21 protein-coding genes are annotated in these 24,675 nt (G+C 65.3%); 9 read left to right on the top strand and 12 right to left on the bottom strand.

The window, feature by feature from the left end:
* Positions 1 to 3 precede the first annotated feature (3 nt).
* Genes X741_RS158090 through X741_RS158110 form a run of 5 tightly spaced genes read left to right on the top strand, consistent with a single transcriptional unit; the run spans position 4 to position 4,466 of the window.
* Positions 4 to 1,080 (top strand): Gfo/Idh/MocA family oxidoreductase, encoded by a 1,077-nt coding sequence (locus X741_RS158090; protein WP_023777048.1) that lies wholly within the window; start codon positions 4 to 6, stop codon positions 1,078 to 1,080.
* Entirely contained in the window at positions 1,080 to 1,898 is an 819-nt protein-coding gene (locus tag X741_RS158095) for a sugar phosphate isomerase/epimerase (protein ID WP_023777047.1), read from the top strand. The genes X741_RS158090 and X741_RS158095 overlap by 1 nt, the downstream gene beginning before the upstream one ends.
* The gene (locus X741_RS158100; protein WP_023777046.1) at positions 1,898 to 2,731 is read left to right on the top strand and encodes an alpha/beta hydrolase; all 834 of its coding nucleotides are present in this window, start codon (positions 1,898 to 1,900) and stop codon (positions 2,729 to 2,731) included. The genes X741_RS158095 and X741_RS158100 overlap by 1 nt, the downstream gene beginning before the upstream one ends.
* Entirely contained in the window at positions 2,728 to 3,450 is a 723-nt protein-coding gene (locus tag X741_RS158105; RefSeq protein ID WP_023777045.1) for a ribulose-phosphate 3-epimerase, read from the top strand. Before X741_RS158100 ends, X741_RS158105 begins: the two co-directional genes overlap by 4 nt.
* Positions 3,447 to 4,466 carry an ROK family protein gene (locus tag X741_RS158110; RefSeq protein ID WP_023777044.1) on the top strand — a complete coding sequence of 340 codons (1,020 nt, stop codon included), beginning with the start codon at positions 3,447 to 3,449 and terminating at the stop codon, positions 4,464 to 4,466. The genes X741_RS158105 and X741_RS158110 overlap by 4 nt, the downstream gene beginning before the upstream one ends.
* 120 nt (positions 4,467 to 4,586) lie before the next feature.
* Here X741_RS158110 and X741_RS158115 read toward each other — a convergent pair whose 3' ends face one another.
* Complete coding sequence (locus X741_RS158115; RefSeq protein WP_023764778.1) at positions 4,587 to 5,915, bottom strand: dicarboxylate/amino acid:cation symporter; 1,329 nt, start codon at positions 5,913 to 5,915, stop codon at positions 4,587 to 4,589.
* A gap of 242 nt (positions 5,916 to 6,157) precedes the next feature.
* On the opposite strand from X741_RS158115, the gene X741_RS158120 reads away from it, so the two are divergent.
* The 3 genes from X741_RS158120 to X741_RS158130 all read left to right on the top strand — a co-directional run bounded on the left by X741_RS158120 (position 6,158) and on the right by X741_RS158130 (position 10,207).
* A complete protein-coding gene (locus X741_RS158120; RefSeq protein ID WP_245272673.1) occupies positions 6,158 to 8,059 on the top strand; it encodes a sensor histidine kinase in 1,902 nt (633 codons plus the stop codon).
* Complete coding sequence (locus X741_RS158125) at positions 8,056 to 9,459, top strand: sigma-54 dependent transcriptional regulator (RefSeq protein ID WP_023777042.1); 1,404 nt, start codon at positions 8,056 to 8,058, stop codon at positions 9,457 to 9,459. The genes X741_RS158120 and X741_RS158125 overlap by 4 nt, the downstream gene beginning before the upstream one ends.
* Positions 9,460 to 9,784: 325 nt before the next feature.
* Positions 9,785 to 10,207, top strand: a complete 423-nt coding sequence (locus tag X741_RS158130; protein ID WP_023777041.1) for a GNAT family N-acetyltransferase — start codon at positions 9,785 to 9,787, stop codon at positions 10,205 to 10,207.
* Here the strand turns inward: X741_RS158130 and X741_RS158135 are convergent.
* From X741_RS158135 to murA, 9 genes are all read right to left on the bottom strand, one after another.
* Positions 10,204 to 11,319: an anhydro-N-acetylmuramic acid kinase gene (locus tag X741_RS158135; RefSeq protein ID WP_023777040.1), complete on the bottom strand. Its 1,116-nt coding sequence runs from the start codon at positions 11,317 to 11,319 to the stop codon at positions 10,204 to 10,206. The two genes, X741_RS158130 and X741_RS158135, sit on opposite strands and share 4 nt — an antisense overlap.
* A 10-nt stretch (positions 11,320 to 11,329) precedes the next feature.
* Positions 11,330 to 12,328, bottom strand: coding sequence for a serine hydrolase (locus X741_RS158140; RefSeq protein WP_023777039.1), 999 nt, complete (start codon positions 12,326 to 12,328; stop codon positions 11,330 to 11,332).
* Between the two features lie 229 nt (positions 12,329 to 12,557).
* Positions 12,558 to 14,300 (bottom strand): ABC transporter ATP-binding protein, encoded by a 1,743-nt coding sequence (locus X741_RS158145; RefSeq protein ID WP_023777038.1) that lies wholly within the window; start codon positions 14,298 to 14,300, stop codon positions 12,558 to 12,560.
* The gene (locus tag X741_RS158150) at positions 14,297 to 15,136 is read right to left on the bottom strand and encodes an ABC transporter permease (RefSeq protein ID WP_023777037.1); all 840 of its coding nucleotides are present in this window, start codon (positions 15,134 to 15,136) and stop codon (positions 14,297 to 14,299) included. The genes X741_RS158145 and X741_RS158150 overlap by 4 nt, the downstream gene beginning before the upstream one ends.
* Positions 15,136 to 16,095, bottom strand: coding sequence for an ABC transporter permease (locus tag X741_RS158155; protein WP_023777036.1), 960 nt, complete (start codon positions 16,093 to 16,095; stop codon positions 15,136 to 15,138). The genes X741_RS158150 and X741_RS158155 overlap by 1 nt, the downstream gene beginning before the upstream one ends.
* 91 nt (positions 16,096 to 16,186) lie before the next feature.
* Positions 16,187 to 17,704, bottom strand: coding sequence for an ABC transporter substrate-binding protein (locus X741_RS158160; RefSeq protein WP_023777035.1), 1,518 nt, complete (start codon positions 17,702 to 17,704; stop codon positions 16,187 to 16,189).
* A gap of 121 nt (positions 17,705 to 17,825) precedes the next feature.
* Positions 17,826 to 18,749 (bottom strand): N-acetylmuramic acid 6-phosphate etherase, encoded by a 924-nt coding sequence (gene murQ, locus X741_RS158165; RefSeq protein WP_023777034.1) that lies wholly within the window; start codon positions 18,747 to 18,749, stop codon positions 17,826 to 17,828.
* Positions 18,750 to 18,922: 173 nt separating this feature from the next.
* A complete protein-coding gene (locus X741_RS158170) occupies positions 18,923 to 19,804 on the bottom strand; it encodes an N-acetylglucosamine kinase (RefSeq protein WP_023777033.1) in 882 nt (293 codons plus the stop codon).
* Positions 19,801 to 21,057 (bottom strand): UDP-N-acetylglucosamine 1-carboxyvinyltransferase, encoded by a 1,257-nt coding sequence (gene murA / locus X741_RS158175; protein WP_023777032.1) that lies wholly within the window; start codon positions 21,055 to 21,057, stop codon positions 19,801 to 19,803. Before murA ends, X741_RS158170 begins: the two co-directional genes overlap by 4 nt.
* A 205-nt stretch (positions 21,058 to 21,262) precedes the next feature.
* Between murA and X741_RS158180 the strand changes: the two genes are divergently transcribed.
* Entirely contained in the window at positions 21,263 to 22,120 is an 858-nt protein-coding gene (locus X741_RS158180; protein ID WP_023764791.1) for a MurR/RpiR family transcriptional regulator, read from the top strand.
* Positions 22,121 to 22,126: 6 nt separating this feature from the next.
* Here the strand turns inward: X741_RS158180 and X741_RS158185 are convergent, their stop codons facing one another.
* Both X741_RS158185 and X741_RS158190 read right to left on the bottom strand, forming a co-directional pair.
* Positions 22,127 to 23,482, bottom strand: coding sequence for a glutamine synthetase family protein (locus tag X741_RS158185; RefSeq protein WP_023777031.1), 1,356 nt, complete (start codon positions 23,480 to 23,482; stop codon positions 22,127 to 22,129).
* Between the two features lie 430 nt (positions 23,483 to 23,912).
* Entirely contained in the window at positions 23,913 to 24,611 is a 699-nt protein-coding gene (locus X741_RS158190; protein WP_023777030.1) for a GntR family transcriptional regulator, read from the bottom strand.
* Positions 24,612 to 24,675: the final 64 nt, after the last annotated feature.

Below are 24,675 nucleotides of genomic sequence, written 5' to 3'. Positions count from 1 at the left end.
ACGATGATCAAGAAACAAGACAGACGCCTCAGGGTCGGTGTGCTCGGCTGCGGCCCCATCGCGCAGTTCGCGCATCTGCAATCCTGCGTGAAGGCCGGGAATGCCGACCTTTACGCCATCTGCGACGCGGCCCCCGATCTGCTCGCCCGCATGGGCGCCACCTACGAGCCGCAAAAGATCTACGCCGACTACGACGCGATGCTCGCCGATCCCGAGCTGGAAGCGGTGATCGTCGCCACGTCGGACGCCTATCACGTGCCGATGTCGATCAAGGCGCTCGACGCTGGCAAGCATGTTCTCTGCGAAAAGCCGATCGGTACCTCGGTGGAGGAAGGCGAGGCGCTGGCGCAGGCGGTCAGGCGCTCGGGCAAGGTTCTGCAGGTCGGGCACATGAAGCGCTTCGACCCGGCGCTGGAGGCCGTGCGCGACTTCGTCCGCGACGAGATGGGGGAGGTGCTGGCGCTTAAGGCCTGGTATTGCGATTCGACCCATCGCTACACCAACACCGACGCCATTCAGCCGCTGCCGGTCACCAGCAAACTGGCGAAGAAGCCGGCGGGCAATCCCAAGGCTGATCTCAGGCAGTATTTCATGCTGGCACACGGCTCGCATCTCGTCGATACGGCACGTTTCCTTTGCGGCGAGATCACGGCCGTCCGCGCGCGCCTCAACGAGCGCTTCGGCGCCTATTGCTGGTTCGTCGAAACCGAATTCGCCAGCGGCGCGCTCGGCCATCTCGACCTCACCGTCGCCGTGCGCATGGACTGGCACGAAGGGTTCCAGCTCTATGGCGAGAACGGCTCCGTCATCGCCAAGACATTCAACCCTTGGTACTTCCGGGCCAGCGAGGTCGACATCTTCCATGAGAAGGACGCGACCTCGCGAAAACCGCTTGGCGCCGACGGCCATTTCTTCCGCCGCCAGCTGGAGGGTCTTGCCGACACGGTGCTCAACGGCACACCGATGCGCGGCGCTAATGTCGACGACGGCATTGCCTCGATCCGCGCCATGGTCGCCATTGCCCGCTCGGTGGAAACGGGCGAACGGGTCGAGCTCGCCTCGGTTTCGGGTGCGGTCTGATGCATCTCGGCATTTTCGCCAAGACGTTTGCCGGCACCGAGCCGGCCGCCGTACTGACGGCGGTGCGGCAAGCGGGCTATGAGACGACGCAGTTCAATCTCGCCTGCGCCGGCCTGCCGTCGATGCCCGATGCCGTGCCTGCGGATGCCGTCGCTGCGATTGGTGCCGCCGCGCGATCATCAGGCGTTTCGCTCGCTGCACTCTCGGGCACCTACAACATGGCGCATCCCGACAAAGCCGTGCGCGAGGATGGGCTTCGCCGTCTAGCTGTCGTCATCGAGACGGCGGCCGCCCTCGGCATTCCGCTGGTGACGCTCTGCACCGGCTCGCGCAACGCCGCCGATCAATGGGCGTATCACCCGGACAATGCCACGCCTGCCGCCTGGTCGGACATGGCCGTCGAGATGGCGAAGGCGCTGGCGCTGGCCGAGACCGCCGGTGTCGATCTCGGCATCGAGCCGGAGCAGGCCAACATCGTCACCTCGGCCAAGGATGCGACGCGGCTGATTGTCGAGATGGGCTCCAGGCACCTCAAGATCGTGCTTGATCCGGCGAACCTGTTCGAGCACGCGAGCCCCGACGAAGCACGTGCCATCGTCGCCGCCGCGATCGATGAGGCGGCGGGCCACATCGCCATGGCGCACGCCAAGGACCGGCATGGTGACGGCCGCTTCGCCACGGCAGGGCAAGGCATCGTCGATTTCCCGGATTTCATCGCGCGTCTGAAGGCCGTGGGCTTCGACGGGGCGCTCGTCACCCACGGGCTGTCCGCCGATGAAGCCCCCGGCGTCGCTGCCTTCCTGCGCGGGCTGCTTTGATGAGTGCGGCGCCGACGATCATGCTTCGCGACGATGCCGCGCTTTGCGTCTTCGATACGGGGCAGGGCGGGCTTCCCGTTATCTTCCAGCATGGTCTCGGCGGCGATGCCAATCAGGTGGCACAGAATTTTCCTGACCAACCATCATACCGCCGGCTGACCGTCGAATGCCGCGCGCAGGGTGGCTCCGGCGCCGGCAGCAAGCGTCCATTCTCGATAGCAATGTTCGCCGACGACGTGCTGGCTGCCGCCGATGCGGCCGGGCTCGACCGTTTCGTCGCCGGCGGCATCTCGATGGGCGCGGCGATCGCGCTGCACCTGGTCTCTCGCCACCCCGAGCGTGTCATCGGTTTGGTGCTGGTGCGGCCTGCCTGGACCTTCGACGCGGCGCCGCGGAACATGCGCCCTTACGTCGAAGTTGCGGAACTCATCAATCGGCTTCCATTGGCAGAGGCGCGTGACGCCTTCGCAGCCTCCGCGACTGCGGCCCGCTTACGCAGCGGGGCGCCGGATAATCTCGCCTCGCTGCTCGGCTTCTTCGAGCGTGAAAACGCCACCGTCTTTGCCGAGGTGATGCAGGCGATCGCAGCCGATGGGCCCGGCGTCTCGCGGGCTGCCGCGGGCGCGCTTGCCGTCCCGACGCTCGTCATCGGCTGCGGCCTCGATCTCGTCCATCCCTTGGCGACCGCCCGCGAACTCGCTGAGATCATCCCCAACGCGATCTTCGCCGAAGTGACACCAAAGGCGACCGACAAGGACCGCCATTTCGCTGAGATCCGTGCCGCCATAGGCGGCTTTCTCGACATGAATTTCAACAACCAGGACCCATCATGATCTCGAAACCACTCTCTGGCCCGGCCGCCATCGCCGCACTGCCGCGCGACCGCATGATTGCCGAATTCTCGTCGTGGTCCGCGGACCTCGTCAATATCGAGAGCGATCTCAGGCGGATCGAACCCTATGTCGACCTTCACCATGTCGATGTGGCGGATGGTCATTTCGCGCCATCCTTCCTGTTCTTTCCCGATCTCGTCGCCCGCATCGCCAGGCTGACGGCGAAACCCATCCATGTCCATCTGATGGTCGATGATCGGATCGTCGAGGCGCAGACGCGCCAGTTCATCGAGGCCGGCGCCGACATGATCAGCGTCCACGCCGAAAACGGCGAGGCGGGATTACGCGCCGTGCGGCTGGCGCGTGAACTCGGCGCCGAAGCCGGCGTGGTGCTCCGGCTGGAGACGCCGGTCGAGGCGGTGACGCCGTTCGTCTCCGAGGTCGGCTTCGTCACGCTTCTCGGCACCGCGATCGGCGTCAAGGGCCAGGGCCTGTCGGAGAAAGCCTGCGACCGGCTGCGCGCTGCCCGTGCCATCCTGGCAGAGGCCGGCCGCGAGGCAGCCGTGGTTCTTGCCGCCGATGGCGGCATTCGCCACGAGACGGTGCCCATGTTGCGCGCCGCGGGCGCCGAGACCGTGGTCCTGGGTTCGCTCGCCTTTGGTGACAAGGATCTGGCCGGCCGCATCGGCTGGCTGCATGGGCTGAAGGTTGCGGCATGACCACCGAAGCCGCCCTCGCGATCGATCTTGGCGGCACCGAGCTTCGTGCCGCGCTGGTCGACCGTGACGGCAAGATCCTGGCCTTCTCGGCCGTGCCGACGCAGGCGCAGGCCGGTCCCGATGTGGTGATCGGGCAGATCGAGGCGCTGGCCGCGACCGTTCACGCCGAGGCGCCTGCGATTACCGTCGTCGGTGTCGGCGTCGGCGCGCCGGGGCCGCTCGATCCGCTGGCCGGTATCGCGGTCGGACCGCCGACGCTCGCCGGCTGGCAGGACGTGCCGCTGGCCGACATCCTCGAGCGCCGGCTCGGCCTGCCGGTGCGGCTGGAGAACGACGCCAACGCGGCGGCACTTGGCGAATGGCGCTTCGGTGCCGGCCACGGCGCACGCTCGCTGGTCTTCGTCACGGTGTCGACCGGCATCGGTGGCGGCGTCGTGGTCGACGGGCGCATCCTGCACGGCCGCCGTGGCCTTGCCGCCGAGATCGGCCACATGACCATCACCAATGAGGGCGAACGCTGCGTCTGCGGTGTCGTCGGCTGCTTCGAGGCCATTGCCTCGGGAACCGCGCTTGGCCGCCGCGCGAATGCCGCGACATCGGCGTTCGATGGCTCGACGCTGCGCCGCCTCTCGGCCAACGCCGAGGTGACCGGCCGCCACGTCGTCGAGGCGGCGCGGCTGGAGGACGATCTCGCTGTGGCCCTGCTGGAGGAAGAGGCCCGCTGGCTGGGCATCGGCTTCACCAACCTCTTGCATCTCTATTCGCCCGACGTGCTGGTTGTCGGCGGCGGCATCGCCAATGGCCTCGACCTGATGGCGCCTGTGATCGAGGCGACCATCCGGCAGCGTGCCATGCGCGCCTACCGTGACGTGCCGGTTGTCGAGGCGCAGCTCGGCCGCCACGCCGGTCTGGTTGGCGCGGCCAGCCTTGTCCTGTTCGATGATGGCAGCCTGGCGGCGCGCATGCCTGTCGGTCCAAGCACTTATCCGGACATCAGGAGGGACTTCAAGGGCTGAGCTCAAGCTGCGCGGCGCGCTCGCTCCGCATGGCAAAACCGCCTGACGTTGTCAGCGCATGAAAAAATGGCCGGAGGCATCGCTGCCTCCGGCCATTTGCATTGTGATGCGCCGTTCGGATTACTCGGCGGGAACGATATCCGCCGGCAGGCTGTCGTCGGCTGTTCCAGCCAATGCTCTCGCCAGCTTGGCCTCATCGAGCTCGCCTTCCCAGCGGGCGACCACCAGCGTGGCGACGGCGTTGCCGACGAAATTGGTCAGCGCCCGGCACTCCGACATGAAGCGGTCGACGCCGAGGATCAGCGCCATGCCGGCGACCGGCACCGAAGGCACCACCGAAAGCGTCGCGGCCAGCGTTATGAAACCGGCGCCCGTGATCCCGGCGGCGCCCTTCGAGGAAAGCATCGCCACCAGCAGCAGCAGAATCTGGTCGCCGATCGACAGATGGATGTTCGTCGCCTGGGCGATGAACAGCGCGGCAAGCGTCATGTAGATGTTGGTGCCGTCGAGGTTGAAGGAATAGCCGGTCGGAATGACCAGCCCGACCACCGAGCGCTTGGCGCCGGCCTTTTCCATTTTCTCCATCAGCGAGGGGAGCGCGGCTTCCGAAGAGGAGGTCCCCAGAACCAAAAGTAGCTCTTCCTTGATGTAGCGGATCAAGGACAGGATTGAAAACCCGTTGTAGCGGCAGACGGCTCCGAGCACGACGAACACGAACAGCAGCGACGTCGCGTAGAAGGTGCCGACCAGCATGGCGAGATTGATGACCGAGCCGATGCCATATTTGCCGATGGTGAAGGCCATGGCGCCGAACGCGCCGATGGGGGCTGCCTTCATCAGCACGCTGACCAGCTTGAACATCGGCGCCATCAACGCCTGAAGGAAGTTGAGCACCGGCGCGCCGCGGTCGCCGACCAACGCCAGCGCGATGCCGAACAGCACCGAGAAGAACAGCACCTGCAATATGTCGCCATCCGCGAAGGCGCCGACGATCGTGCCGGGGATGATGTTCATCAGGAAGCCGGTGACCGACTGGTCATGCGCCTTGGCGGCATAGGTGCTGACGGTCGAGGCATCGAGCGTCGCGGGGTCGATGTTGAAGCCGGCGCCCGGCTGCACGACATTGGCGACGACAAGGCCGATGATCAGCGCCAGCGTCGAGAAGGTGAGGAAATAGAGCATCGCCTTGCCGGCGACGCGGCCGACCTTCTGCAGGTCGCTCATGCCGGCGATGCCGGTCGCGACCGTCAGGAAGATGACCGGGGCGATGATCATCTTGACCAGCTTGATGAAGGCGTCGCCGAGCGGCTTCATGCTCTCGCCGATCGACGGATAGTAGTGGCCGAGCAGGATGCCGACGGTGATCGCCACCAGAACCTGTACGTAGAGTTGGGCATAGAGGGGCTTGCGCTGCGCGGCAGGCGCGCCCGATTGATCTGCGATGTGCATCGAACTCTCCCTGGCCGGATGGACGGAACCCGCCCTGCGTGACTTCTCCCATCGCGGCGCTCCGGTCGCACGCCGCTGGAGAGAGTTTTGCAAGCGCCGTGCCAGATCGCGGAAAACCCGGAATCCCCGGATTTCGGGCGTTGTTCGCGCTCATGCGGCAAATGCCTGTGCGGATTTCCGCACAAGGAGCGTTTGCCTGGGCGGAATTTCGCATTACAGTGGCGGCGAAGACCCGAGGACAAATGGACAAGCCAGCGCCGGAAGCAGGCACCGATAGCGGCAACGCGGGGACCGTCGGCCGTGACTTGCTGCGCGAGGCGGTGGCCCGGCTGCGCGATGGCCGCTGGCTTGTCGTCGTCATTGCCCTTGCGGTTCTGGCCGGCGCGATCGCCATTGCCGGCCGTATCGCTTCCGACCAGGCGGCCGACAATCTGCGCGATACAGCGCTTGCCGCCCTGCCGCTGGCGGCGGGCACGCTGACCGGCGAAATCGACAAGCAGCGCCTGGTGCCATTGGTGCTGGCCCGCGACGATGCGGTGCGCGGAGCGCTGCGCCGGGCCGGAAAGATGCAGGAAGCCGCTCTCAACGACAAGCTCAAGGCGATTGCCCGCGATGCCTCGGCCTCCGCCATTTATGTCATCGATACGGCCGGCATTGCGATATCGGCCAGCAATGCCGGCGAGCCGGCGAGCTTTGTCGGCATCGACTACAATTTTCGGCACTATTTCCAGCAAGCGATGGCGAAGGGCGCCGCCAGCCAGTATGGCCTTGGCACGGTCAGCGGCAAGCCCGGTCTGTACCTGGCCAGCCGCGTCGACGACGGCGGCAAGCCGCTTGGCGTCGCGGTGCTGAAGGTCGAACTCGACGGCGTCGAAGCCAATTGGCGCTCCAGCGGCTTCCTCGTTTTCGTCACCGACGAACGCGGCGTCGTGCTGGCCACCAGCCAGCCCGAATGGCGCTTTCACGCGCTGGCGCCGCTCTCCGCTGGCGCTGCCGCCGCCGCGCATGAGCAGCTTCAGCTGGCCGATGCGGCCTTCGAACCACTGCCGATACGGCGTGGTGCCGGTGACGGCCTGGCGACGATCGACGGTTCTGGAAAATCGCGCCAGTTCGTCGAAGTGGTGCAGGACCTGCCCGGTGCGGTCCCCGGTTGGCGACTCTGGCTGCTGACGCCGGCCGATGCCGCCCTCTCGTCGGCCGCCAACACGGCGCGCCTGACAACGCTGCTGGGGCTGTTGCTGACAGGCTTGCTTGCCTACGTGCTCACCCGGCGCCGCCGTACGCGCCGGTTGCGGCAGGAGGCCTTGGCGCGCATGAATGCAGAGCTCGAAAGCCGGGTCAGCACCCGGACGGCCGAGCTGACGCGCTCCAACACGGCACTCGCCGAGGAAATCTCCGAGCGTGAGAGCGCCGAAGCCAAGGTCCGCCGGCTGCGCGACGATCTCGCCCAGGCCAACCGCCTCTCCATCCTCGGCCAGATCGCGGCCGGCGTGGCGCATGAGATCAACCAGCCGGTCGCCGCGATCCGTACCTATGCCGAGAATGCCGGACGCTTTCTCGAAACCGGCAAAACCGAACCGGCAAGCGGCAATCTGACATCGATCGTCTCGATGACCGAACGCATCGGCGCCATCACCAATACGCTGCGCACCTTCGCTCGGCGGCCCGGTGTCGCCGCCTCGCCGCTGCCGGTGCGCGAGGCGATCGACGGCGCGCTGTCGCTTCTGTCCGGCCGCATCCGCGATTCCGGCGTCACCATCGTCAAGCCGCTCGGCAGCGCCTCGCCGATGGTCATGGCGAGCCGTATCCGGCTGGAGCAGATCCTGGTCAATTTGTTGCAGAATGCGTTGGACGCCATGAAGGATCGGCCCGATCCCCGCATAGAGATCGAACTCGCCGAGCGGGACGACCGGGTGCTGATTTCGGTGCGCGACAACGGTCCCGGCCTCGGTCCTGAAGCCGCCGGCAATCTGTTCATGCCGTTCCAGACCACCAAGGAGAAGGGGCTTGGGCTGGGGCTGGTGATCTCGCAAGAGATCGCCCAGGAACTGGGCGGCACGCTGCGGCTCGATCGCGGCAACGCCGGCGGCCCCGGCAATGGCACCGGCGCATCCTTCACCATCGACTTGAGGCGGATCGAATGACGCAGAAACAAGGGTTAGTGGCACTCGTCGACGACGATGCGGACCTGCTTCACGCCACCACGCAATTGCTCGATCTCGCCGGCTTCACGGTGGTCGCGCTTAAGGCAGCCGAGGCAGCGCTTGCTGTCGTCGACCGGGAATTCGACGGCGTGGTCGTCAGCGACATCCGCATGCCCGGCATGAATGGGCTGCAACTGTTCGATCGCATCAAGACGATCGATCCCGACATACCGGTGATCCTGGTCACCGGGCATGGCGACGTCGATCTCGCGGTGGCCGCGCTCAAGGACGGCGTCTACGATTTTATCCCGAAGCCCTATGCCGGCGACCGCCTCGTCGAGGCGCTGAGACGAGCCTCGGAGAAGCGGCGGCTGGTCGTGGAGAACCGGCGGCTGCGCGAAGCCGCGGCCCAGGCCGCCGACGGCCTGCCGCTGATCGGCGAAGCGCCCGCCATCAGCCGGCTGCGCGAAACCTTGCGCCAGATCGCCGACATGGACGTCGACGTGCTGGTGGAAGGGGAGACCGGGACCGGCAAGGAAGTGGTGGCGGACCTGTTGCACCGGTGGGGCCGGCGCCGGGCGAAACCCTTCGTGGCGCTGAACTGCGGCGCTCTGCCGGAGACCGTCATCGAAAGCGAGCTGTTCGGCCATGAGGCGGGCGCCTTCACCGGCGCGCAGCGGCGGCGCATCGGCCGCATCGAGCATTCCAGCGGCGGCACGCTGTTCCTCGACGAGATCGAATCCATGCCGCCGGCCGTCCAGGTCAAGCTGCTGCGGGTGCTGGAGACACGCAGTCTCACCCCGCTCGGCTCGAATGATGTCAGGCGCATCGATTTGAGGGTCGTGGCGGCGACCAAGGTGGATCTCGGCCAGTCGGACCAGCGCGGCCATTTTCGCGAGGATCTCTATTTCCGCCTCAACGTGGTGACGCTGCGCATCCCGCCGCTGCGCGAGCGGCGCGGCGACATCCCGATGCTGTTCGGCCATTTCCTCGGCAAGGCCGCCGAACGCTTCGGCCGGCCGGTCGCCAGGGTGAATGCCGCAGTGAGCGATCATCTCCAGTCGCATGCCTGGCCAGGCAATGTGCGCGAACTCGCCCATTTCGCCGATCGCATCGCGCTCGGCCTCGGCCCGGACGATGAGGCGAGGGCGGCTTCTCCGCGATCGCCGGAGCCGGCGGCCCCGTTGCCCGAACGCGTCGGCCACTACGAGGCACAGCTCATCCGCGAGGCGCTGCGCGACCATGGCGGGGATGTGCGCGGCGCCATCGACGCGCTCGGCGTGCCGCGCAAGACCTTTTACGACAAGCTCAAGCGCTATGGCATCGCCGCGTCCGAATTTCGCAATGGCGGCGATGCCGATCCGCGACCTATCACGGAAAAGGATAACGTCTCAGTTTGAATTCAGAAGATCATCGGTCGCGTTTGACGCGCAGGCGAAACTGCCTATACCTCGTGGAAAGGAAGGGAGGAGCGTGTCCTGAAGGTTAAAGTTCTCATTATTGGATGGCTCGGCTTCTTGTTCGCGGGATTGTCGATCCTCGAAGTTTTCCTGGGAGAACGCCATGGAGGGGGCCTCCTGTGGGCGGCCCTCATCGGCTTTACTTGGGCGATTGCTTATTGGCCGGTAACATTGATTGTGCTCGGATTAGGATTTTGGGCGTCAGACTGGTGGTTGAGGCAGGGTAAACGCCCAAATTAGACTGAGACACTACCCGGACAGAGCCATGAACACGACACTCGAAACGACGGCAAACCCCTTGCCGGAAGAGATCGCCTTTCTCGGCGAGCGCCTGGCTGCGTTCAACGACGGCGATGTCGGCGCTTCCGAAAGAAAGGCCCTGGCAGTGTTCGTGCGTGACGAGGCTGGCGCGGTCGTTGCCGGCATTTCGGGCTACACCGCCTGGGGCTGGCTTTATGTGCAGTGGCTGTGGGTCGATGAAAGGCTGCGCGGCCAGCACATGGCAGGCCAGATGCTGGACGCGGCCGAACAGGAAGCCGTTGCACGCGGCTGCGGGAACGCCTGGATCGACACCTTCAATCCGAACGCCGCCAAGGTCTACCAGCGCCAGGGCTACCAGCCCTTCGGCACGCTGGCCGATTTCCCGGTCGGCCGCAGCCGCATCTTCCTGCAGAAGAAACTGGTTTAACCGGCGAGCTTTCCGCCGCGCATCGGTTGCGGCGCGCCGGTGGTGCTCGGAAAACTGATCGGCAGGCCGCGCAGGACGCGCATGGCGAGAAAGGCGAAACACTCGGCCTCCACCGCGTCGCCGCTCCAGCCGAGGCTTTCCGCCTGCACCACCTCGACGCCGGCGCGGCTGGCCAGCATTGCCATCATGGTCGGGTTGTGACGGCCGCCGCCGCTGACCACCAGCCTTTTCGGCCGGCTTGGCAAAAGGTCGAGCGCCTTGCCGACGGCCGCCGCAGTGAAGGCGGTGAGCAGGGCTGCGCCGTCCTCGGCGTCCAGCCCGTCCGCCATCGCAGCGCCAAAATCGAAACGGTCCAGCGATTTGGGATAGGGCTTGGTCAGATAAGGATGCTCCAGCAGCTTGGCGAGCCGGGCCTCGTCGACCTTGCCAGCACGGCCGAGCGCGCCGTCGCGGTCCATTTCGCCGAGCCCCTTCGATTTGATGAAATCGTTGAGCGGCGCGTTGGCCGGGCCGGTGTCGAAGGCAACGACATTGTCGGCGCCGTCCCACCAGGTGACGTTGGCGACGCCGCCGAGATTGAGCACGGCCACCTCGCCGCTGGCGCCAGCGCTGCGCATCAGCGCGGTGTGATAGGCGGCGGCCAAGGGCGCGCCTTGCCCGCCGGCACGCATGTCGGCCGAGCGGAAATCATAGGCGACCTTGGTGCCCAAGATGGCGTGCATGAGTTCGCCGTCGCCGAGCTGCCGGGTCTGGCCGAGCCGTCCGGCCTGCGGCGCGCGATGCAGCACCGTCTGGCCGTGGAAGCCGACGACGCCGATATCGGCCATCGTCATGCCGTAGCCTTCGACCAATTCCTTGACCGCCGCCGACTGGGCGCGCGTCAGCGCTTCCTCGGCCTCGCGGAAGATCGCCGGTTCCGGTCCGACAAAATTCCAGGCTCGCGCCTCCTTCAGCGTCTCTTCCAGCAGCGAGCGGATCGAGGCGGGATAGGGCATCAGCCGGTAGGTGCCGAAATCGTCGATGCGCTCGCCATCGGTCTTGATCAGCGCGACGTCGATGTTGCCGTCAAGCACGGTGCCGGTCATCAGTCCGACGGCCCAGATTGGTTCCATGGTCGCTTCCTTAGTCGCTGTTGATGAGATCGCCGACCGCTTGCCGAAGCGCAACGATTCCACTGTCGAAATGACGTGTCGGATGGATCCGGTTGGTGAGCAAGGTCCAGGCCTTGCCTCTCTCGAAATCGATCCAGAGTCCCGTGCCGGTGAAGCCGGTGTGGCCGACGGTCCCCTCGCTGCACAAGGCGCCACCGGACCAGCCCTCATAGGGGCGCTCCCAGCCATGCGTGCGGGTGGCGGACAAGGGCGTGCGCATCAACGTGGGCGAAGGTTCGGAAGCGCCGGTCAGCAGCCCTTGCGCGAAGTCGAGCACAGAAGCCGCCGTTCCAAACAGGCCGGCATGACCCGCGCCCTGCAGCGCCGAGCAATTGTCGTCGTGCACCTCGCCGGAGAGCACGCGATGACGCCAGGTGCAGTCCTCGGTCGCGGCTGACGCGTCGGGTTCGGCGGACCAGGCAAATCCCGGGCCGGGATCGATGTCGCGGATGGTCTTGCCCGACAACCGCTCGAGCGCGAAGCCGAGCAGGATGAAATTGATGTCGGAATAAACAGGATCGCGAGCCCGCCATTCGCGCTGCAGGATGAAGGCGCGCAGCAGCTCGGGATCGCGCCCGTAAGTGTAGATCGGCTCGACCGCCGGAAACGGCGTCTGGTGGCCGAGGCACTGGCGAAACGTCACCTGCCGCTCCCAGGCCGTCGCGTCATACTGGCGAAGGTCGGGCAGCACCGAGATGAGTGGGGCGTCGAGGTCGATCACGCCGTCTTCCGCCAGCGCCAGGATGCGCGGCGTGGTGAAGATGATTTTGGTCAGCGACGCCAGGTCGAACCATGTCTCGACGGTCATCGGCCGCTGCTTCGGCACGAGCTGCGCGGAGCCGATTGCCCTGACGTTGCGGTGGCCATTTTCGTCGACAATGCCAAGCACGCCGCCGGGAATGCGCCTGGCGGCCACTGCGGCTTCCAACGGTTGGAATGCTCGGTCGAAGAGTTGGGCGAGGGCGGTCAAGGCCGGCCTCCACTCGAAAGTTGGCGCTCTACGGCGCCCCCCTCTGCCCTGCCGGGCATCTCCCCCGCAAGGGGGGAGATTGGCAACTTTGGCCTTCCGCTCCCCTTCCAACGCAGGAGATTGGCGAAAGCGGTGGCGGCATCCAATCTCCCCCCTTGCGGGGGAGATGCCCGGCAGGGCAGAGGGGGGTGCTGTCCCGCCGAGTTTGGATATTTCTGCAGCACAGGCATCACCCTTCCACCCTCGCTCGATGATCCCCGCCAAATTCCTCCCACCGCGCCGGCGCCGGTTCGAACCCCTGCGGGCGCACCAGCGAGGGTACCTGGCGCGTATCGATCTCGAAATGCTCGCGCCGCCGCTCGATGGTCGGAACGGCGGCGATCAGCTTTTTCGTATAGGAATGCCGCGGCTTCGACAGCACCGAGGTCGCGTCGCCGATCTCGACGATCTGGCCGGCATAGATGACGGCGATGCGGTGAGCGATCCGCTCGACGACCGCCATGTCGTGCGAGATGAACAGATAGGCCAGCCCGAACTCGCGCTGCAGGTCGACCAGCAATTCAAGCACCTTGGCCTGCACCGAGACGTCCAGCGCCGACACCGCTTCATCCAGCACGACCACGGACGGGTTGAGCATCAGCGCCCGCGCTATGCACAGCCTTTGCCGCTGGCCGCCGGAGAATTCATGTGGATAGCGCTCCAGGCTGTTCTTGGGCAGGCCGACGCGTTCCAGCAGGCTCGCCATCCTGGTTCGGGCTTCGGCATTCGCGCGGCCGCTGGTGGCGATCACCGGCTCGGCCAGGATGCTCTCAATGGTCAGCCTTGGGTTGAGCGAAGCGTAGGGGTTCTGGAACACCATCTGCACGGGTTTGTGCTCCGCCGATGCCTTTCGGGTGCCGACCGAGAAGCTGCCACGCGTGGAACGCACCAGCCCAAGGACCGCCTTTGCCGTGGTCGATTTGCCCGAGCCGCTCTCACCGACGATCGCCAGCGTTTCGCCCGGCATCAGGTCGAAGTCGACGCCGTCGACGGCGTGCACCGCACCAGTCGCGCGGCTGAAGAAATTGCTCTTGAGCGAAAACCGCACGACAAGACCGTCGACCTTCAAGGCCGGTTCTGAGTGTACGTGCTTGTCGCGCTGTCCGTCGGCACGTGTCGCCCTGCCATTGGTGAAATGCGGCACGTCCTGCAGCAGATGCTGCGTGTAGGGATGCTGCGGCCTGTCGAGGATCTGGTTCAGCTCGCCCTGTTCGACGGCCCGTCCGTTCTGCATCACCATCACCTTATCGGCAATGCCGGCAACCAGGCCGATGTCATGGGTGATGAAAATCATCGACATGCCGGTCTCGCGCTTCAGCTCGGCCAGCAGCGCCATGATCTGCGCCTGCACGGTGACATCGAGCGCGGTCGTCGGCTCGTCGGCGATCAGCAGGCGCGGATTGCAGGCCAGCGCAATGGCGATCATCACCCGCTGCAGCATGCCGCCCGACAGCTGGTTGGGCGTGTATTTCAGCCGCCGCGCGGCATCGGGAATGCGCACTCGGTCGAGTGCATCCTTGGCTGCGGCCGTAGCCTGCCTGCCGGTCAGTCCGCGGTGCAGGCGAAACGATTCCTCGATCTGCGAACCGATGGTCAGCACCGGATTGAGCGAGGTCATCGGCTCCTGGAAGATCATGCCGATCTCGGCGCCGCGAATGCGGGTCAGTTGCGGCTCGGTGGCGTCTATCAGGTCGAAGAGGCTGCCGTCGGCGCGCTTCAGCTTCATGGCGCCGCCGGTGATGCGGCCGCCGCCAAAATCGACCAGCCGGTTGATCGACAGCGCGGTGACGGATTTGCCCGAGCCGCTTTCACCGACAATGGCCAGCGTCTCGCCATCGGCGAGGTCGAAGCTGACGCCGCGCACCACTTCGTTGGCTTGCGGATCGCGGCCGAAGCCGACGCGCAGGTCCGATATCGATAGCAAGAGGCTCATGCCGGCGCCCTCCGCATCTTCGGGTCGAGGATGTCGCGCAGCGCGTCGCCAAGCAGGTTGAAGCCGAGGATGCTGATCATAATGGTCAGGCCGGGGAAGATCATCAGCCAGGGCGCGGTCTCCATCAGGTTGCGGCTGTCGCTCAGCATCAGGCCGAGCGACGCGGCCGGGGGCTGCGTGCCGAGCCCGAGGAAGCTGAGGCCCGCTTCCGTCAGCAGCGCCCAGGCCAGCGCCAGCGTCACCTGGACGGTCAATGGCGCCACCAGATTGAGCAGCAGGTGCCGCGTCACGATGTAGCTCGAACTGCTGCCGAAGGTGCGCGCGGCATCGACGAATTCGCGTGCCTTGAGCGACAGAGCAGGGCCGCGCACCACTCGCGTGAAGATCGGCGTGTAGACGATGCCGATGGCAACGACGCTGGTCCAGGTGCCCGGCCCGGCAACAGTGACGATGAGCAGCGCCAGCAGGATCGCTGGAAATGCCAGCAGCACATCCATGATCCGCATCACCACGCCGTCCCAACGACGGCCGAGCCAGGCGGCGGCCAGGCCCAGAACCGTCCCGGCAAGTGTGGCGAAGGCGACCGAGAAGAAGGCGACCGTGAAGGACTGGCCAATGCCGGCCATCAGCCGGCTGGCCACGTCGCGGCCGAACAGGTCGGTGCCCATCCAGTAGGCGGCTCCCGGCGCATGCAGCCGGTCGACGCGGAACTGCGTGATCGGGTTGTGCGGCGTCAGCCCAAGCAGGCCGAGTATAGCGAGTACGAGATAGACGCCGACGATGACACCGCCGATGCGGCCACTGCCGTGCCCGAAAATGGCGCGCGGAATGCGCATCATTGCTCTCCCAGCCGGATGCGCGGATCGAGCGCGACATAGGCGAGATCGACCAGGAGGTTGACGATCATGAAGTTGAAGGCGATGAACAGCACGGCTCCCTGCACCAGCGCGTAGTCGCGCTGCAGGATCGCGTCGAGCACCATGCGGCCGAGTCCTGGCAACGCATAGATCTGCTCGACGATGACGGCGCCGCCCAGGAGATAACCGAACTCGATCCCGCTCAGCGTCACCACCGGGATCAGCGCATTGGGCAGCGCATGCCGCCAGATGACGCTGCGTGCCGACGCGCCTTTGCTGCGGGCGGTGCGCACATAGTCGTCGCTCAATACGTCGAGCATGGCCGAGCCCGCGATGCGGGTGACCGACGCCGCAAAGGCGAAGCCGAGCGTGATGGCGGGCAGGATCAGCTGACTGAGATTGCGCAGCGGATCCTGCCAGAGCGGCGCGAATTCGCCCATCGCCGGCAGCACGCCGAAGCCCGCCGACAGCGTGTAGATGATCAAAAGGCCTAGCACGAAGCTCGGCGTCGACTGGCCGATCATGGCGACGATGCGCACCCCGAGATCGGACGCTTTTTCACTATGCGTGGCGGCGTAGATCCCTGCCGGCAGGCCGACCGCCAGCGCGATGACCATCGACAGCACGGCCAGTTCGAGCGTCAGAGGAAAGCGCTCGAGGATGACGTCGAGCACCGGCCTGCCATAGGTGACGGAGATGCCAAAATTGCCGTACAGGATACCGCCTATCCAGCGCCAGTACTGGACGAACCAGGGCTGGTCGATGCCGAAATAGGCGGCGAGCGCATCCCGTTGCGCCGGCGTCAGCAGGCCGGCTTCGGTCCCGAGCATCGCCGTGATCGAATCGCCCGGCACCATCCGGATCGCGACGAAGACCAGGATGGACACGCCAAGCAGGACGAGAGGAAACGTCGCCAGTCGCCGCATCAGATAGTTCACGCGAAGAAGTCCTCTCGCCTAGAGCATGATGCCGAAAAGTGTGAAGCGGTTTTCCGACGACATCACGCTCTATCTACTGATCTGGAGGCGGCTACTGCTGGATGGTAACCTTGCTCAGGCTGAACAGCGTGCCCGTCGGTGTCGGCACGAAGCCGGCGACGGTCTTCTGCTGGGCCGTGTAGCTGTAGGACGTGTAGAGCCAGATCCATGGCGACATCTCGGCGAGGTGCTTCTCGAACGCGGCGAAGATCGCCTTGCGTTTGGCCGGATCGGTCTCGGCGCGGCCCTGCTGCATCTGGCTGTCCAGCGTGTCGTCGATGTAGTTCGCCACCTTCTGCAGATTGCCTGCCTTGGTCCAGTAGCGGTTGTACATCGTATAGGGGTCGGCGCGGCCGCCATTGAGCGCGATCGCCATGTCGAAATCGCCCTTCAGCCAGGCGTCGACATAGACGTTGAGCTCCATCATCTTGATGTCGAGCTTGACGCCGATTTCGGCGAGCTGCGACTGGATGACCTGGGCCTCCGCCGCCGCCGTCGGCGGCTCGCCGGTGGCGCCGATCACGGTCGCCGAAAAGCCGTCGGCAAAGCCGGCCTCTTCCATCAGCTTCTTGGCCTTCTCGACGTCGCGCTTGTAGCAGAACAGCTGGCTGGGATCGGTCGCGAGCGCCGGGATGGTCAGCGGGCCGGTGACCTTGCCTTCGCCGAGCGCGGCGGTGTCCAGCACCTCCTGCCGGTCGATGGCGCAGGAGATCGCCTGGCGCACCTTGAGCTCGGTCATCGGCTTGCGCGACGGATTGAGCTGCAGCACGTTATAGGCGAGCACCGGCGCGCGGTTGAGCTGCAGGCTGGCCTCCTTCGGCACCAGCGTGGCGACCAGCGGATCGTTGAGCAGCGCGAAATCGATCTGCTTGCTGCGCATGGCGGCCAGGATCGCCGCTTCATCGGGCAGCACGCTGATCTCGATCCCGTCGACGCCGGTAGCACCCCCGGCCCAGTCCTTGTTGGCGCTCAAGACTTCATTGGCGTTGGGGTCCCATTTGTCGAGCTTGAACGGACCGGAGCCGAGCGCCTTGGTGCCGATCGAGCCGGCCTTGATCTCGCTGGCCGGGACGATGGCCGCGTTGACGTCGCTCATCGCCGTCAGGATCGGCACGTCGGGCTGCGACAGATGGAACACGACGGTCGCCGCGTCGGGCGTGTCGATGCTGGCGATCGACAGGAAATTGGCGCGGGCGGCCGCCGCCGTCTTCTCGTCGAGGATGCGCTCGAACGAGGCCTTGACGTCGGCCGAGGTGACGGCCGTGCCATCCTGGAATTTCGCCTTGGGATCGAGCTTGAAGGTCAGTTCCTTGCCGTCTTGCGAAAACTGCCAGGACGTGGCGATGGCGGGGATGATCTGCAGGCTGGCATCGACCCGCACCAGCGGCTCATAGATCAGTTCCAGCAGCCGCAGCGACGAAAAGGCCGTCTGCTTGTGCGGATCAAGCCCGGTGGCGTCCTGCGACCAGGCCATGTGCAGCGTTGCCGCCTGGGCCGAGGCCGCTGCCACGCCGAGCATCGCCGCAACTGTGATTCCCGACAGCAGGGTTCTCGTGAAATGCCTTGTCATTTTCGTCTCCCATTATGATTTGACTTGATGCCTTGCAGTTTCAGCCGACCGCTTCCAGACACACATGCTTCGGAGTATCGGCCCAGTCTATGCGGCCTGACGCCGTCTGTCCCATGCGGCTTCATGCCTTCCCGTTGCTGATTGCCTTGCGCAGGAATCCTCCAGCCTTGCCGAGCGCTGTCCGCGCCTCCTCGACGCCCATGCCGGTGATCGTCACCAGGATCGCCAGCTTGACGTCGTTACCGGTCTGGGTGAGCGCCTGTCTGGCCTGCTGCGCCGGGCAGCCGGTTGTCTGCATGACGATCCTGATGGCCCTCGCCACCAGCTTCCTGTTGGACGGGTTGAGGTCGACCATCAGATTCTCATAGCTCTTGCCGATTCGGATCATCGAGGCCGTCGTCAGCATGTTGAGCACCAGCTTCTGCGCGGTCCCCGACTTCAGCCGGGTCGAGCCGGTGAGCACCTCCGGGCCGACGACAGGCGAGATCGCGATGTCGGCGATACCGGCAATGGTCGATGCCGGATTGCAGGACAGGGCAACCGTGGTTGAGCCCACCTGCCTGGCATAGGTCAGCCCGCCAACGACATAGGGCGTGCGCCCGCTGACCGCGATGCCGACGACAACGTCGTCCTGTGTAAGGCCGATCTCCTGCAAGGCCCTGGCGCCCATTTTCGGATCGTCCTCGGCGCCTTCCAATGATCGCACCAAGGCATCGGCACCACCGGCGATCAGGCCAACCACCATACCTTCGGGCACACCGAAGGTGGGTGGGCATTCGGAGGCGTCGAGAACGCCAAGCCGCCCGCTGGTGCCGGCGCCCAAATAGATCAGCCGTGCGCCTTTCTGGAAGGCGAGCACGATACAATCGACCGCGGCGGCTATTTCCGGCAGCACCTTTTCGACAGCCGCCGGCACAACCCTGTCCTCGTCATTGATCTTGCGCAGCACGTCGATGGTCGGCAGCAGGTCGATATCGACAGTTCGAGGATTTCGACCCTCGGAAATCAGCCGATCCAGCTCAGACATCAACCCTTGCTCGGTCATTCCAATGCTTTCAAACCATACGGCGGAGCCAGCGGCGAGGCAGCGCTCTTCGCCTGAAACGCCGCGTACCGCCTATAAGGTCCGTGCTTGCCGCCGTGCTCGCCTTTGTTAACTTTTTAGAATTGAATATTCGTAGCGTCAACACATATCTGGAATAGATTATTCCTACGGGGTCAGACGCTAGGCGCCCTTTTGGCAAGGATGATCGCGCCGGATACGGCGTCCCCGTCGGCGGGTTTCAGCCGGCGCCGCACATCGGGAGAAAGCCAGGGCTCGAGCGGACTGGCGAGGCCGCCCAGCAAGGTCACGCGCGGCGCGCCTTTTTCGAACAGCACCCGCACCAGCGTATCGATCTGCTCGGCGGCACCTTGCACGATGCGCCGCCCGGCCGGGTCGCCCTGGTCGGCATGGCGCATCACCATCGGCGCCAGCACGGCGTAGTCCGTGGCGCTGGCGCGGTCCATCCAGGCGACCGCTTCCATGGGATCGTCTTCGAAGCGCTGCATCACCTCGGCCAGCAACGGCGTCCGCTCGTGCCGGTCGTCATGGGCGCGCAGCGCCAGCTGCACGGCCTTCAGGCCAAGATCGGCGCCGCTGCCCTCGTCGGAAATCGGAAAGCCGTAACCGCCGACGCGCAGGTCGCGGCCCTCGACAAAGCCCAGGCCGATGGAGCCCGTGCCGGCAATGACGATGGCGCCGTCCTGGCCGGAATGTGCGCCGAGGCAGGCACCGACGCCATCGCTGACGAAATCGATGCTGGCAAAGGGATGCGCGATCGCCCGCAACGCCTCCAGCGCGCCCTTGCGGCCGATACCGGCAAGGCCGATGCCGGCTCGGATGCGGGCGGTCTCGTCCGGGCCGAAACCGGCCTCCTCGACCGCCGCGTCAAATGCTCTGGAAATCGAGGCCCAGGCAGCATCGATGCCGAGCCGCGTCGTCGCCGGGCCGGACAGGCCCTGTCCCAGCACGGTTCCGTCAGCGTCTTCGATGCGGGCCCGGCATCCGGTGCCGCCGCCATCGACGCCGAGGAAATAATCGGGGCGGCCGCCGCTCATGCGCTCAGCCGCTCGATATCGGCGCCGCAAAGGCGCAGCTTGCGGTCCAGTTGCTCGTACCCACGGTCGAGGTGATAGACGCGGTTGATGATGGTCTCGCCCTGGGAGACCAGCGCCGCCAGCACCAGCGACACCGAAGCGCGCAGATCGGTGGCCATCACCTGCGCGCCGTGCAGTGTCTCGCCGCCGCGCACCAGCGCCATGGTTCCCTGCAACTTGATGTTGGCGCCGAGCCGCATCAGCTCGGGCACATGCATGAAGCGGTTTTCGAAGATGGTCTCGCGCAGCAGCGATGCGCCCTCCGCACAGCACATCAGCGCCATGAACTGCGCCTGCAGGTCGGTTGGAAATCCCGGATAGGGTTCCGTCGTAAGGTCGACCGCCCTAAGCGGCCGGTCGCGCGAGACGATCAGCCCACGGTCGCCGGGCCAGACGCTGACGCCGGTGGCCTCCAGCAATTGCACCACCGAGGCCATGTGCTCGAGCCGGGCATGGGTGAGCTCGAGCTGGCCGCCGGTGATCGCCGCGGCAATGGCATAGGTGCCGGCCTCGATCCGGTCCGGGATGATGTCGTGCCTGGCCGCTTGCCAGGAAGTGTCGCCGGCGATCAGGATGCGGTGCGTGCCGGCGCCCTCGACGCGCGCGCCCATGGCGGTGAGGCAAGCGGCGAGGTCAGCCACTTCCGGCTCGCGCGCCGCGTTGAGGATCTCGGTTTCGCCCTTGGCCGTGGTTGCCGCCATCATGGCGGTTTCCGTTGCCCCGACCGACGGCGAACTGAGCACGATGCGCGTGCCGGTCAGCCCGTTCGGCGCCGACGCGACGATCGAACCGTTTTCGATGGCGATCGTGGCGCCCAAGGCTGCTAGCGCCGAAACATGCATATCGACCGGCCGCGCGCCGATGGCGCAGCCGCCCGGCAGCGAAACCCGCGCATGGCCGAAACGTGCCAGCAGCGGCGCCAGCACCAGCACCGTCGCCCGCATCTTTCGGACCGTGTCGTAGGATGTCTCCTTCGAAACGGCGGCACTGGTGTCGATCGTCGCGGCATGCGCGGACTGTGTGACTTCGGCGCCGTGAAGCCGCACGACGCCGAGCATGTTCTCGACGTCGGTCACATCGGGCAGGTTGGTCAGTTCGAGCGGGTAGGGGCTGAGCAGGGCGGCCGCGATCTGCGGCAGCGCGGCGTTCTTGGCGCCGGATATGGTGACCGCGCCTTGCAGCCTATGCCCGCCGACGATCCGCAATCTGTCCATGGCTGAAACCTTGTGCGACGAAAGCCGGGGCGTTCGGGTCTGTTCAGAATCCGGATTTCGACCCGATCCCGTTCGAGAATTAATTCTGCATTCTCGGCTGTCAATCGAAATTGGAATAATTTATTCCTTGGTTCCATAGGCTGCCAGCCAGGAGCGATGACAACGGGCTGTCGGCGTGCGGGACCGAAAAGCGCGAGGCAATCCCTTGTCCATTCTGAACAGGATCAATGCGAAGCTCGACGGCATGGCGACCGGCGATCGCGAGATCGGCCGCTACATCGTCGACAATCCCGACCAGATGCTGCGGCTCTCGACGGCGGCACTTGCGGCCGAGATCGGGCGCAGCCAGTCGAGCGTCGTCAAGTTCAGCCAGAAGCTCGGCTATGCCAGCTACCAGGAACTCAAGCTCGCGGTCAGCGAGGCCAAGGCGCAGGAGTGGCAGGTGCCGGCCGGCGTCATCCACGGGTCGATCGAGGTCGGCGACGGCTACCAGGTGATCCTGAAGAAGCTGATCGGCAGCAAGCTTCTGTCGATGCAGCAGACCGTCGCCGCCAATACGGAGCGCATCATCACCAGGACGCTGGAATTGCTGGATGGCGCGCGCCGCGTCCATCTGGCCGGCGTCGGCGCCTCCTCGCTGGTGGCGCGCGATTTCTCCTACAAGCTGATGAAGCTCGGCCGCAATGTGCTGCATGACAGCGACAGCCACATCCAGATGGCCAATGCCGCGACGCTCGGACCCGGCGACGTGCTGTTCGCGCTCTCCTATTCCGGCGCCAGCATCGAAACCTTGCGCATCGCCGAGCTGGCCCGCAAGCGCGGCACGATGGTGATCGCCGTCACCGGCCTCCACGACAATCCGCTGAGCCGCGTCGCGGACATCTGCCTCTACACCATCGCCGACGAGGAGCGTGCGCGCTCCTCCTCCATCACCGCGCGCGACGCGCAGCTGGCGCTGACCGACCTGTTGTTCATCCTTTTGGTGCAGAGGCAGCCGGACGCCAACGACTATGTCCACAACAGCGAGGCGGCGGTCTCGGTGCTGAAGGCAGAGCGGTCGTAGTAGGGCCTAGACGCTTTCGAGATAGGTCTCGATCTCGAAGTCGCTGACATTGAGGGCGAACGTGTTCAGCTCCTGGCGTTTACAGGCGATGAAGGAGTCGCGCAGGATCGCCGGGAAGATCTCCGCCACATGCGTTCCGCTTTCGAACGTCGCGATCGCCGACGCCCAGTCCGGCGGCAGCTTGGCTGGGACAACGCCTTGTCCATCGCTGCCTGTCGGCTCGCCCGGCGACATCTGCCTTTCAATGCCGATCAGTGCCGCGCCCAGTATGGCGGCCAGCACGAGATAGGGATTGGCGTCCGCTCCCGACACGCGATGCTCGATGCGGCGCGCGGCGGTCGGGCCGCCGGGAATGCGGATCGCGACCATGCGGTTCTCGTAACCCCACGCGACAGCGGTCGGCGCATAGGAGCGCGGGCGAAGCCTGCGGTAGGAATTGAAGTGCGGTGCGAACACCAGCGTGCTCTCGGCCATTGCCGCGAGCAGCCCGCCGACCGCGTGGCGCATGGTTTCCGAACCCTGATCGGTGCCGTCGTCGAACACATTGCGCCCTTCGGCATCGACCACGCTGAAATGGACATGAAAGCCGTTGCCGGCCCGGTCGCCATAGGGTTTTGCCATGAAGCAGGCGGCAAAGCCGTGCTTGCGGGCAATGCCCTTCACCGTGCGCTTGAACAGCACGGCGTCGTCGGCCGCCCGCAACGCGTCCGCGACATGGTTCAGATTGATCTCGAACTGGCCGACGCCGTTTTCGGCAATCGCCGTATCGACGGGAATGCCTTGCGCCCGGCAGGCCTCATAGACGTCGTGGATGAAGGCCTCGAAGTCGTCGATCTCGTCGATCGACAGCGCCGCGTCGGAATCGAGGCGGCGCCCGGTGACCGGCGAGACAGGCCCGACCGGCCGCTGCGATTGCGGATCGACCAGGTAGAACTCAAGTTCCGTTGCCGCGACCGGGGTCAGGCCGAGCGCCTTGTAGCGGTCGAGGATGCGGGCCAGCGCCCTCCGGGGATCGCCGAGATAGGGCGCACCGTTTTCGTCGGCGAGCCAGAGCGGGACGAGCGCCGTCGGATGCGCCGTCCATTCCACCGGCAGAATGCCGCGTCCCGTCCATTGGCAAAGTCCATCCGCGTCGCCAGTCGAGAAAACCAGCGTGTTGCCCTCGATGTCCTCGCCCCAGATGTCCAATCCGATCAGCGAATAGGGCATGCGCAGCTTGCCCTCCAGCGCCTTGCGCGCCTGCTCGACGGGGATGCGTTTTCCGCGCATGACGCCGTTGAGGTCGCACACCGCCGCCCTCAGGCTCTGTATGTCGTTTCTGCTTTCAAGCCAGCTCAACACGTCCGCAATTGCATCGCTCAATTTCAAACCCCTGGTTTTTCAACGTGCCCAAGCCCGGCTGGCTGCGCTATCCCTGGTAAAAATGCTTGTGAGTTTTCGGGAAGCATATCCGGCAGCTGCCGGATAGCTTTCCTTATTTTTTCAACTCATTAGCGGGGATGTCGGGAGGCATTTCAAAAATCAATTGCGCGATCTGCGATCGCAACATAGAGGCAAGAAGGTGGAAAGCCAAGGGGCATTTCTAGGCCCGCAGCTCTTGGGTGGATGCTGGTCCTTCGGCAGGAAGTCTTGATCCCCTTGCGTTGATGGACCGCATGCCTTGCGATTAGCGGAAACATCAATGATTTCGTCATCCACGGGCGGAGCTCCTTGCTCCGCCATAGGATGACGAGAGGCTTCAGCCAATCTCCAAGGTGGAAAGAACCATAGCCGCCTATCAGAAGTCCCAATCCTAGCTCCTGGATTCCGGAAACCTGGCTTGCCGCAGGATGTGGGCGGCGCCTTCGTCGATGTCGCGAACGATGGCCGCACGGGCGCGCGTCGCGTCCTGGGCCTCGATCGCAGCGACGACCTCCTCGTGATAGTCGATGTCGAGGATGGAGGAGAGGTCGTCCTCGAAGCCCATGGCGAGGTTCCTCAGGAAGGGGCCAACCTGCATCCAGACGGTCTCGATCAGGAAGATCATCTGCTCGTTGCCGCAATGGCGATAGATCGAGAATTTGAAGTCGTGGTTTTTCCTGAGATAGTCGTCGATGTCGCCTTCGCGCGCCGCGAGCGTCAGTTCGCTGCAAAGGCGTCGGATCGCGCGCAGATTGTTGCCGTTGATGCGTTTGGTCGCAAGTTCGGTCGCCGAGCCTTCGAGGATGGTGCGCGCGGCGGTCAATTGCGAGAACCGTTCGGCAGAAATGACGGGCACCTCGACGCTGCCGTTCGGCATCGGGCTCAACGCCCGCAGCGCCTGCAGCCGCATGAAGGCGCTGCGCACCGGCATGTCGCTGGTGCCGAGCTCCTTGGCGAGCTTGCGCGAGGTCAGCCTCTGGCCGGGGGCGAACTGGCCGGACATCAGGGCCCGCACGAGCTCCAGATAGACCTTCTCATGCAAGGGGACGGTGTCGACGGCGGTCAACCCGAATTGTGTTCTGTCGGCCATTGGCGGGGGCGCTACTTCGCTCGTTCTGAAATCTAGCCTGACGACAACAGCCGCGGATGAGGCA

Origin of the sequence: Mesorhizobium sp. LNHC221B00, assembly GCF_000502935.1 — a bacterium.
GTDB classification, from domain to species: domain Bacteria; phylum Pseudomonadota; class Alphaproteobacteria; order Rhizobiales; family Rhizobiaceae; genus Mesorhizobium; species Mesorhizobium opportunistum.
This window is presented reverse-complemented; position numbering and strand designations above follow the sequence as displayed.